9 protein-coding genes and 1 pseudogene are annotated in these 10,165 nt (G+C 73.4%); 6 read left to right on the forward strand and 4 right to left on the reverse strand.

Features of this window, described 5'->3' with window-relative positions; translation table 11 throughout:
* Positions 1-296 (forward strand): TetR family transcriptional regulator (locus ABZU32_RS40625; RefSeq protein WP_354932052.1); only part of this gene is annotated, 296 nt, incomplete at its 5' end.
* 213 nt (positions 297-509) lie between these two features.
* Here ABZU32_RS40625 and ABZU32_RS40630 read toward each other — a convergent pair.
* The gene (locus ABZU32_RS40630) at positions 510-1,280 is read right to left on the reverse strand and encodes an SDR family oxidoreductase (RefSeq protein WP_354932055.1); all 771 of its coding nucleotides are present in this window, start codon (positions 1,278-1,280) and stop codon (positions 510-512) included.
* 86 nt (positions 1,281-1,366) lie between these two features.
* Here ABZU32_RS40630 and ABZU32_RS40635 point away from each other — a divergent pair, with 86 nt between their 5' ends.
* Positions 1,367-2,002, forward strand: a complete 636-nt coding sequence (locus tag ABZU32_RS40635; protein ID WP_354845119.1) for a TetR/AcrR family transcriptional regulator — start codon at positions 1,367-1,369, stop codon at positions 2,000-2,002.
* Between the two features lie 128 nt (positions 2,003-2,130).
* On the opposite strand, the gene ABZU32_RS40640 is transcribed toward ABZU32_RS40635, so the two are convergent.
* On the reverse strand, positions 2,131-2,667 hold the full coding sequence (locus ABZU32_RS40640; RefSeq protein ID WP_354932058.1) for an SDR family oxidoreductase: 537 nt from the start codon (positions 2,665-2,667) through the stop codon (positions 2,131-2,133).
* A gap of 194 nt (positions 2,668-2,861) precedes the next feature.
* On the opposite strand from ABZU32_RS40640, the gene ABZU32_RS40645 reads away from it, so the two are divergent.
* Both ABZU32_RS40645 and ABZU32_RS40650 read left to right on the forward strand, forming a co-directional pair.
* Complete coding sequence (locus ABZU32_RS40645) at positions 2,862-3,104, forward strand: hypothetical protein (protein ID WP_354932061.1); 243 nt, start codon at positions 2,862-2,864, stop codon at positions 3,102-3,104.
* Between the two features lie 31 nt (positions 3,105-3,135).
* A complete protein-coding gene (locus tag ABZU32_RS40650) occupies positions 3,136-4,746 on the forward strand; it encodes a tannase/feruloyl esterase family alpha/beta hydrolase (RefSeq protein ID WP_354932064.1) in 1,611 nt (536 codons plus the stop codon).
* Positions 4,747-4,825: 79 nt separating this feature from the next.
* On the opposite strand, the gene ABZU32_RS40655 is transcribed toward ABZU32_RS40650, so the two are convergent.
* Complete coding sequence (locus ABZU32_RS40655; protein ID WP_354932067.1) at positions 4,826-5,281, reverse strand: VOC family protein; 456 nt, start codon at positions 5,279-5,281, stop codon at positions 4,826-4,828.
* A 101-nt stretch (positions 5,282-5,382) separates the two neighbouring features.
* The gene (locus ABZU32_RS40660) at positions 5,383-8,115 is read right to left on the reverse strand and encodes an AAA family ATPase (RefSeq protein ID WP_354932070.1); all 2,733 of its coding nucleotides are present in this window, start codon (positions 8,113-8,115) and stop codon (positions 5,383-5,385) included.
* Between the two features lie 229 nt (positions 8,116-8,344).
* Here ABZU32_RS40660 and ABZU32_RS40665 point away from each other — a divergent pair, with 229 nt between their 5' ends.
* A complete protein-coding gene (locus ABZU32_RS40665) occupies positions 8,345-8,890 on the forward strand; it encodes a DUF308 domain-containing protein (RefSeq protein ID WP_354845137.1) in 546 nt (181 codons plus the stop codon).
* Positions 8,891-9,082: 192 nt separating this feature from the next.
* Positions 9,083-9,886, forward strand: a pseudogene (locus tag ABZU32_RS40670) (RtcB family protein); the annotation flags it as partial.
* Positions 9,887-10,165: the final 279 nt, after the last annotated feature.

A 10,165-nucleotide genomic window follows, 5' to 3' on the forward strand; every position in this document is an offset into this window, starting at 1 on the left:
CCACCGCCGAACGCCTGATCGCCGAGGGCGGCACCGCGAGCCTCACCGTGCGCGCCATCGCCCGGGAGGCGCGGGTCGCCGACGGCGTGCTGTACGTCGCCACCCCGGAGCGCTCGCGCCACGTCACCGGGCACGCGGTGGACATCGGCCCGACCGACGCCGACGACTGGCTCAGCCGGCACGGCGCCCGCTACGGGCTGTGCCAGATGTTCGCCAACGAGATGTGGCATTTCGAACTGGCCACCACGCCGGGAGGCACCTGCCCCGAGATGCGCCCCGACGCCGCCGGTGGCTGACGCCCCGTCTTCCCGGCGGACACCGGCCCTTCCCGTGTGGGCACCGCCCTCGCCGGAGCGGCGCCGTCCCCGTGCGGCGGGACCCGTTTCGGCGGTACGGGAGCCGTCCTCGTCCCGGAGTCGTGCCCGTGCGGCGGAGTCGTGCCCGTGCGGCGGAGTCGTGCCCGTGCGGCGGGGGCGAGCCGGTGCGGCGGGGGCGAGCCCGGGCGGTGGTCACGACGCGGCGGAGATCCCGCCGTCGACGGTGAAGATCGCACCGCTGGTGTAGGCGGAGCGGGGAGAGGCCACGAAGGCGATGAGGTCGGCGATCTCGCGGGGCGTCGCCGCACGGCCGAGCGGGAACGCGGCGGCCGGGTCGGGAGGCGTCCCGTCGCCGCCGGCCGTGCGCGCCTTCGCGGCCATGAGGGTGAGGATGCGCTCGGTCGCCACCGGCCCGGGATTGACGCCGACGACACGGATGCCGTCGCGCAGGCTGCGCCCGCCCAAGGCGCGGGTGAACGCCATCAGGGCGGCGTTGCCCGAGCTGCCCGCGATGTAGTCGAAGTCGGCCCGCTGGCCGGCGATGCCGATGATGTTGACGATCACGCCGTGCCCGTGGTCCCTCATCCGCGCGTAGACCAGCCGCGTGAGGTCGACGTAGCCGAGGACCTTGAGCTCCCAGCCGTGCCGCCAGCTCTTCGCGTCCACCGCGTCGAGCGGGCCGCCGGGGATGTCGCCGGCGTTGTTGACCAGGATGTCCACCCGCGGGACCTCCTCGGCCAGGCGGGCGAGATCCTCCGGGCGCCGCAGGTCGACGGGGTGCGCGTACGCGCCGACGCCGTACGAGGCGCTCAGCCGGCGCGCGAGGTCCTCCAGCGCGGGAGCCCCGCGGGCGGCGAGGTGGACCTCGCAGCCCTCCTCGGCGAGCACCTCGGCGGTCGCGGCGCCGATACCCTTCGACGCGCCGGTGATGAGCGCGCGCCTGCCGCTCAGGTGGAGATCCATGATGGCCCTCTTCGTGCTTGACGGAACTGGTGGTTCCGACAAGCTTTGCCGGAACCACCAGTTCCGTCAAATGCTAGGATGCGATCATGGCCACCGACCCCACGCCCGCCTCCCGTCCGCACACCGGTCGCCGGCGCAACCCGGCGGTCCGGGAGGCCGTGCTGCGCCGCGCCGCCGATCTGCTCGCCGGGCCGGACGGCATGGCCGTCACGATCGACGCGATCGCCCGCGCGGCGGGGGTCAGCAAGCACACCATCTACCGGTGGTGGCCCTCCAAGGGCGCGGTGCTGCTGGAGGCCGTGGTCGAGCACGCCCAGCAGGAGGTGCCCGTCCCCGACACCGGAGTGCTCGCCGCGGACCTTTCGACGTTCCTGTCCGGCACCTTCCTCGCCGTCGAGCGCGCCGGAGACCTGTTCCGCGCCCTGGCGGCCGAGGCCCTGCGCGACACCGCGGCCGCCGAGGGCATGCGCGCGTTCATCGCGGCCCGCAGAGACCGGCTGCGGGCGCTGCTCGTCCAGGGCCGCGACCGCGGCGAGCTGCCGGCCGGGATCGATCTGGAGCTGACCATGGACCAGGTCTACGGCCTGATGTGGTACCGCCTCCTGATCGCCCGCACCCCCCTCACCGCCGGCCTGGCCGCGCAGCTCACCCAGGCGGTCATCGGCGGAGCGCGGCCCCACGCCCCCCGGCCCGCCGGCGCCGATTCCCGCGACGTCCCGTGATGACCCGGCGACGTCCTGTGATGACCGCGGCACGGCCGGCCGCGACGGTCGCCCGGGCGGAGAGACCGGGGCGCGCGGCGCGACCCGCACGAGCCCTGCGGCGGGTTCGGACGGGTCGCGCCGATGGCTCAGAGTTCGACGACGCCGCCGTCCGCCACCAGGTCGAACCCGGTGATGTAGCTGCTGTCGCCGGAGGCGAGGAAGGAGACGGCGGCGGCCATCTCCTCGGGACGGCCCTTCGCGCTCATGCCGGAGGAGACGAGCACGATGCTCCCTCCCTCGCCCATGAGTGGCAGCGCCTTCTGGACCGTGAAGTAGGTGCCCCGGGCGTTGATGTCGAAGATCTTGTCGAAGTGCTCGGGGGTGGCCTGGTCGGTGGGCCTCATCTCGACGATGCCGGCGTTGGCGACGACGATGTCGAGCCGGCCCTCGTGTGAACTGATCGCCGAGTAGAGAAGGTCGAGGTCGGCCAGGTGGGCGATGTCTCCCCGCACCGTCCGCACGTTGTGCCCGATCTCGGCCTCGGCCTTGAGCAGTTCCTGCTCGCGGCGGCCGGTGATGAAGACGAAGGCGCCCTCGTCGACCAGCCGTCGCGCGGACGCAAGGCCGATGCCGGTGCTGCCACCGGTGGCCAGCGCGATCTTTCCTTCGAGCGTGGCGCTCATTGACATGCTCCCTACGTGAGTCGCCGACCGTCCGATCCCGGTACCTCACGGTGGTCCGGGGTCGTCGGCGTGGCGGCGCCGTGGCGGGCTGCGGCGGAGCCGTCCCGCACGGCGTTCGGCCTCCGGGGCGAGGTCGCTGTGGCGCTGGGCCGCGGCGACGCAGTCGCGCTGCCGACGCCCGCGCCATCGCCGTAATGGTCCTGTCGCTCAACCGTGGCTTCGACGTCATGGCCAAGGGCGGCATGGACGGCGCGGACCTCGACGCCGCGGCCGAACAGGCCTTCCAGGGCCTGCCGCTGACTTCTCGCTACCGGGACGGGCCCGCTCCCGCGAAGCGGCGCACGTTCCCGCCGCCGCCCGCCAGGAGGCCGGACCCGCGGGCGGGTGAGGCGCCGAGGCCCGGCCAGGGTGCGGCCCAGGGGGTCTCCCTGGGGTGAGGCCCACGGGTGCCGCACGAGTATGTCGGGCATGAAACGACGATTGATCGTCCTGATGGCGGCGGCGGTGCCGGCGGTGGCGGCGCTGACGCCCACGGCCGCCGGCGCCCTCTCCCGCGACGGCGGCCCGGCAGCCGCCACGACCTGCGCCGCGGTTCCCGTCTCCGCGCCCTCCGGCACGAAGGTGGAGTCGGTGAAGGCGGTCGCCCACGCCGGCGGAACCGTCACCTTCCCCGCCGCTCCACCGCTGCACCCCGAGGAGGAGACGCTCACCGACGTGCCCGCCTGGTGCGACCTCACCGTCACGGTGAGCCACCCGGGCGCGAAGGACCACGTCGCCATCAAGATCTCGCTGCCCCAGGACAGGAAGAAGTGGACCGGGCGGTTCCAGGCCACCGGAGGCAGCGCCTACCTCGCCGGTGATCTTGGCGGCGCCCCGCTGGTCGGCGCGGTGAAGGCCGGCTATGTCGCCGCGGCGACCGATGCCGGTGTCGGCGCGAACCCGCTCGATGTGAGCGGCTGGGCGCTCACCGCGGCCGGAAAGGTCAACACTCCGCTGCTGGAGAACTTCGCCTCCCGCTCGCTGCACGACATGGCCGTCATCGGCAAGGACGTGGCGAAGAGGTTCTACGACCGATCCGTGAGTTACGCGTACTGGAACGGCTGCTCCACCGGCGGCCGCCAGGGGTACGAGGAGGCCCAGAGCCACCCGGCCGACTTCGACGGGATCCTCGCCAAGGCGCCGGCGATCAACTGGGACCGGTTCGCGGTCGCCACGCTCTGGTCGCAGGCCGTCTTCAACGAGGAGAAGGTCGCGCCCACCTCGTGTGAGCTGGAGGCGTTCACCGCCGCCGCGGTCAAGGCCTGCGACACCCTCGACGGGGTCGAGGACGGCGTCATCGACAGCCCGCACAAGTGCGGCTGGGACCCCCGTCGCCTGGTCGGCACCAAGGTCGTCTGCAAGGACAGGACGATCGTGATCTCCCGCGCCACCGCGGACGCGGTGCGCAAGGTCTGGGCGGGGCCGGTCATCTCCGGCCGCAAGCTCTGGTACGGGCCGAACAAGGGCGCGAGCCTGGCCGCCCTGGCCACTCCCGGCGCCCCGTTCTTCGTCGCCGACACCTGGGTCAAGTACTTCGTGACGCAGGACCCCTCGTTCGACACCACGAAGCTCACCTACAGGTCCTTCGAGCAGATCTTCCGCGCGTCGCAGCGGCGGTTCAACGACATCATCGGCAGCGACGACCCGGACCTGTCCGCGTTCGCGAAGGCCGGCGGCAAGCTGCTGAGCTGGCACGGCCAGACCGACGAACTGGTGCCCACCCAGGGCACGGTCGACTACCGCGAGCGGGTCGAGCGGGCCCTCGGCGGCGGCGAGCGGGTCGACGACTTCTACCGGCTGTTCCTGCTGCCCGGCGTGAACCACTGCGGCGGCGGCACCGGCCCGTACCCGGCCGACGACCTGGGCGCACTGGTCACCTGGGTGGAGAAGGGCAAGGCTCCGGCCACCCTGGCCGCCTCGGTCTCCGGCGCCGACGGCAGGACCGTCACGCGGAACGTCTGCCGCTACCCGATGGTGGCCCGCTACACCGGTCACGGCGACACGGCCTCGGCCGCGAACTACCGCTGCGTCACCGCCTGACCCTGTCCGCACGACGCGGCGGCCCCGGGGTTCTCCCCGGGGCCGCCGCGGTCATACGGTGGGCGCGTCCAGCGCGGCCTCAGCGGCCGGGGGCGCGCTCGGTGACCTCCTGCAACAGGAAACCGTTGCCGTCCGGATCGCTGAACGAGGCGAACGAACCGTACGAGAGGCGGCCGGGGTAGAGGCCGGGAACCCGCTTCTCCTCGCCCGCGTGGTGGAAGACGCCGCCGGCGTCGTGGAAGATCTCGCTGACCTCGACGCCGCGGCCGACCAGGTCGGCCCGGGCCTCCTCGATGTCGCGCACGATCAGGTGCACGTTCTCCGCCGACCCCGGAGCGGCGGTGCCGATGCCTTCGCCCACGACGATCGAGCAGTGGGAGCCCGGCGGGGTGAAGTGCACGACCCGGAAGTCCTGGCCGCCGACGTAGTCGAGATCCTCGCGAAATCCGATCCGCTTGTAGAACTCCTTGGCCCGGTCGACGTCGGCCACCGGCAGCACGATCACTTCGAGCAGGTAGTCCACCACTGTCTCCACCTCTTCACGATCACGGTGATGCCGTCCGGCATCCGGTGTCCACGATCACGTGCGGGGCAGGACGCTCGCCCCAGGGTGACCCCCTGGGGGCGTCCCTGGGGTCACCTGTCGCGCAGGGCGGAGGCGAGCTCGCGGCGCGAGCCGATGCCGAGCTTGGTGAAGACCTTGCGCAGGTGCCATTCGACGGTGCGCGGACTGAGGAACAGCACGGCGCCGATCTCCGGATTGGTGCGGCCCGCCACGGCCAGACGCGCGATCTGCGCCTCCTGGGGGGTGAGCTCCTCCCGTTCTCCGAGGGTCCGCCTGCGCACCGTCTCGCCGGTGGCGGCCAGTTCCCGCCCGGCCCGCTCGGCGAACCCCTCCGCGCCGATGGTGGTGAACGCCTCGTGCGCGACGCGCAGCTGTGCCCGGGCGTCGGCCCGCCGGTTCTCCCGTCGCAGCCACTCGCCGTAGAGCAGGCGGGCCCGGGCGGTCTGCAGGCCGAGCCGGGTCGCGGACAACCGCTCGATCGCCTCTCGGTAGTGCTCCTCGACCGATCCGGCCGATTCGGCGGATCCGGCCGGGCCGACCGATCCGGCGAGCGCGTCCGCGAGCGCCTGGGCGCCGAGGGCCCAGTCGGTGCCGGCGGCACGTGTGCGGGCGGCGAGGCGGTCACGTGCCCGCGCCGCGACGGCGTGCTCCCCGGCGCGCGCGGCGGCTTCCACCAGCTCCCCGAGCGACCACTGCAGGACGGCGAGGTCTTCGTGCCGGGCCGCCTCGCGGGCCGCCCGCAGCGCGGCGGGGTACCGGCCGAGCCCGTTGTACAGCACCGCTTTGCTGTACCCGGCGACGGCGAGCAGCCACCCCATGCCACCCGCCTCGGCGTTGTTCACCAGAGCCTCGTTGAGCTCCAGCGCCGGCTCCTCACGGCCGCGGTGCGCGGCCAGGATGACCGCGGTGGCCGGATGCGGGGACGAGCCGGTGGCGTTCCCGAGGGCCTCGGCCTCCTCCAGCAGGTCCGAGGCGTCGGCGAAGCGGCCGGCGTAGATCAGCGCGGTGGCACGGAAGGTCAGCGCGCTCGGCAGGAGGGACAGCGCGCCGGTCTCACGGGCGTAGCCGACGGCCTGCTCGGTCCTGGTGAGAAACGCCACGTCGTCCCACACCTCGTGCAAGATCGCCCCGCACAGCCAGACCAGGTCCACGTCGTTGTGCGGGGAGACCTCGGCCAGGGCGCGAGCGAACAGCGGCACCGCCGCCGCGTGCCCCTCCAGGCTCCACGCCGTCAGAGCCTCGAGGAGCAGACCGGCCGGCTCCCCGCCCGCGGGGACGCCCCGGGCCGCCTCGGCGGCGCGGCGCAGGTCGCCGTCGCCGAGGCATCCCGCGTTCACGGCCGCGCCGATCGCCGCCAGGTAGGTCTCGCGGGCCGCCGCGGGATCCAGGGTCGCAAGACGGCGTGCGGCCGAAAGCAGCGGCGGCCCGGCCGCCCGTCCGGCGTTGAGCGCGAACGCCACCTTGGCGCGCAGCCGCTCCACTCCGGCCTGCTGCACCAGGTCCAGCGGACCGAGTTCGGCCGAGGCCAGCAGGTCCGGAACCTCGGCGAGGGCCCCGGCGGCGAACCGGGCCGCCGCGGCGGCCAGGGTGCGCCCGGCGCGCTTGGCCGGATCGGGGGTCAGCTCCGCCGCGCGCTCCAGGAAGGCCGCGGCCGCCGCCCGGCCGCCACGGGCCACCGCCCGGCCGGCCGACCGCTCCAGTTCGCCGGCGACCTCTTCGTCCGGTCCCAGCGCGGCGTGCGCCCGGTGCCAGGCACGGCGGTCGGGGTCCCGCCCGGGATCGGTCACCTCGGCGAGCGCCCGGTGGACCTCCCGCAGCCCGGAGGGCGCGGCGGAGCGCCGGCTGGCCGAGCGGACCAGCGGATGCCGGAACCGGACCCGGGTCCCGATCTCGATCAGGCCCGCGGCGGCCGCGGGCGCCGCGGCGTCCATCCCGACGCCCAGCCGCTCCAGCGCGCGCCACAGCAGCGGCACGTCGCCGAGCGGTTCGACGGCGGCGGTGAGCAGCAGTGTGCGGGTGTCCTCGGGCAAGGCGGCGATGCGCCGCTGGAAGCCCTCCTCGACCCGGCCCACCAGCGGTGTCCCGCCGTGCCCGCCGAACCCGAACGCCAGTTCCGCCGGCGTGAGACCGCGCGGCAGTTCGAGCAGGGCGAGCGGGTTGCCGCGGGTCTCGGCGACGATCCGGTCGCGTACCCGGGCGTCGATCGGCCCGGGCAGGACCGAGTCCAGCAGTGCCCGCGCGTCCGCGTCGGGCAGGCCCTCGACGCGCAGTTCGGGCAGCCCCGCGAGGACCTGCTCGTCGCCGGGGCTGCGCGCCGCGAAGACCAGGGCGATCGACTCGCGGTCCAGCCGGCGGGCGACGAAGGCGAGGATCACCTCCGACATGCGGTCCATCCACTGCGCGTCGTCCACCAGGCAGACCAGCGGCCGCTCCGAGGCGGCCTCGGCGAACAGCCCGAGCACGGCGAGCCCCACGAGCAACGGCTCCGGCGGGGTGCCGGTGCTGAGGCCGAAGGCGGTGGCGAGCGCGTCGCGCTGCGGCTCGGGCAGCCGGTCGAGACGGCCCAGCAGCGGGGCGCAGAGTTGCTGGAGCGCGGAGTAGGCGATCTCGGTCTCCAGCTCCACCCCGGCCGCGCGGGCCACGTGACCGGCCGGCGCGGTCTCGGCGAGGTGGTCCAGCAGGGCGGTCTTGCCCACTCCGGCCTCGCCGCGCAGCACCAGCACCCGGCTCTGCCCGGCGCTGACCTCACGCAACAGCCGTTCGAGCGCCTCCTGCTCGCGCCGCCGCCCTCGCAAAGCGGACATCCTGGTGTTGATCTGCACGTAATCCCCCCGCCGGGGAGGTTACAACACTCCTGCTCGGCTCGAACGTCGTGACGTGCCGCAGCCCTCCCCAGGGGGGCCCGGGGAGCCCAGGGGGCCGGGACCAGGGTCCCGCCCAGGGTCTCTCCCAGGGGCGATCGGCCGGTACGGGCGGTCAGAGTGACTCCGTACCTCGGAAAGCCGGAATGTCGGAAAGAATATGGAAGCCCCGATGTCGTCCCTCCTTCGCATCTACCTCGTCCGCGGCCTCATCGCGATCGCCTGGTCCGCCGCTTTCGTCGCCGTCCACGACTCGTTGACGGCCACCTCGGTGATCCTGCTCGTCGCGTACCCGATCATCGACGTCGTCGCCTCGCTGCTCGACGTCCGTGAGGATCCGGGGACTCCCGCCCGCAGGCTGCAGGTGTTCAACACGGTGCTCAGCGCCCTGACCGCCGTCGGTCTCGGCCTGTCCGCCATCGGCGGCGTCGGCGCGGTGCTGTTCGTGTTCGGCCTCTGGGCCATCGTCTCCGGTGCCGCCCAGCTGACCGTGGCCGTCCGCCGCCGCGGCCCCGAGCTCGGCCGTCAGTGGCCGATGCTCGTCGCCGGCGCCTTGTCGGTCATCGCCGGTCTCACCTACCTGCCCGCCGCCGTCGGCGACCACCCCGGCCTGACCCCGCTGATCATGTACACCGCGGCCGGTGGCGCCTTCTTCGTCATCCAGGCCGCGACCCTGGCCTGGAAGCGGCGCCGCCGGGCGCGGGCCGTCCAGGCCTGATCGACGCCCTGACGCCATTGCGGCCGGTCCACCCGTCGGCACCGTCTCTTCGTCCACGCCTCACCCGGGCCGATCGGCCTTTCACGGGGGTCGAGGACGGGCAGAGGATCTTTATTGGGTTGCGGGCGGTGGTGCGACTCTGGCGTCATTGATGGCGTCGGTCCGGAGTCCGGCGGAGGGAGGCGACACGCGATGGTGTACAAGAAGGTGCCGGGTGGGCGTGCGCCGATCCGGATGTGGGCCGAGCCCGACGAGGTCGAGCCGCAGGCGATGCAGCAGTTGCGCAACGTGGCGAACCTGCCGTGGACGCATGGTGTCGCCGTGATGCCGGACGTGCATTACGGCATGGGGGCCACCGTGGGCTCGGTGATCGCGATGCGCGACGCCGTGTCGCCGGCGGCGGTCGGGGTGGACATCGGCTGTGGCATGAACGCGGTGCGCACCTCGCTCAAGGTCGACGACCTTCCGGACAATCTGCCCTACCTCCGCTCGCGGCTGGAGCAGGCCGTCCCGGTGGGGTTCCACGCCCACAAGCGACCGGTGGAGCCGGGCAGGCTGCACGGGTTCCCGGCCGCGCAGTGGGACTCCTTCTGGAAGGGCTTCGACGCCCTGGCGCCCGCGGTCCGGGGCAGGAGGCAGCGTGCCGAGGTGCAGATGGGCACGCTCGGCGGCGGCAACCACTTCCTTGAGGTCTGCTCCGACGACGAGGGCGTCGTGTGGGTGGTGCTGCACTCCGGTTCGCGCAACATCGGCAAGGAGCTGGCCGAGCACCACATCGAGCAGGCGCGCAAGCTGCCGCACAACCAGGACCTCCCCGACCGCGACCTGGCGGTCTTCGTGGCCGGCACGGTGAAGATGGAGGCCTACCGGCGCGACCTGTTCTGGGCGCAGGACTACGCCCGCCACAACCGGGCGATCATGATGGCCCTGGTCTGCGGCGTGCTGCGCAAGCACTTCGCCGGCGTCACCTTCGACCGGCCCATCTCCTGCCACCACAAGATGACTTCAGGCAATAGGTTCATGCCAGCCCTGGAATCGCCCGGTGCGCCGACACTATGCAGGCCGATCGTCTGACCTGCGTACTCGCCTGAAGCACGCCTACAGGACTTGGCCGATCGTCTGCGATCATGGTTCGTGGGGCCCTAATGGCGAGGATCTTCTCTACAGGGTCAAGGCGGCAGCGCTCCGCGCCGCCGCACCCGGCCCGGAGCCCTTCCGCTCGCCGGGCGTGCGGCCTGGGGGCCGGTCCCGGCGGCGGAAGCTCCGGGCCGCTCC

Source organism: Sphaerisporangium sp. NPDC005288, assembly GCF_040607475.1.
In the GTDB taxonomy this organism is placed as follows: domain Bacteria; phylum Actinomycetota; class Actinomycetes; order Streptosporangiales; family Streptosporangiaceae; genus Sphaerisporangium; species Sphaerisporangium rhizosphaerae.

What these genes read in the sequence shown, in the direction of transcription:
- ABZU32_RS40630 (WP_354932055.1), bottom strand. Translation starts at nt 1,280, where the DNA reads ATGGATCTCCACCTGAGCGGCAGGCGCGCGCTCATCACCGGCGCGTCG.
- ABZU32_RS40635 (WP_354845119.1), top strand. Translation starts at nt 1,367, where the DNA reads ATGGCCACCGACCCCACGCCCGCCTCCCGTCCGCACACCGGTCGCCGG.
- ABZU32_RS40640 (WP_354932058.1), bottom strand. Translation starts at nt 2,667, where the DNA reads ATGAGCGCCACGCTCGAAGGAAAGATCGCGCTGGCCACCGGTGGCAGC.
- ABZU32_RS40645 (WP_354932061.1), top strand. Translation starts at nt 2,862, where the DNA reads ATGGTCCTGTCGCTCAACCGTGGCTTCGACGTCATGGCCAAGGGCGGC.
- ABZU32_RS40650 (WP_354932064.1), top strand. Translation starts at nt 3,136, where the DNA reads ATGAAACGACGATTGATCGTCCTGATGGCGGCGGCGGTGCCGGCGGTG.
- ABZU32_RS40660 (WP_354932070.1), bottom strand. Translation starts at nt 8,115, where the DNA reads ATGTCCGCTTTGCGAGGGCGGCGGCGCGAGCAGGAGGCGCTCGAACGG.
- ABZU32_RS40665 (WP_354845137.1), top strand. Translation starts at nt 8,345, where the DNA reads ATGTCGTCCCTCCTTCGCATCTACCTCGTCCGCGGCCTCATCGCGATC.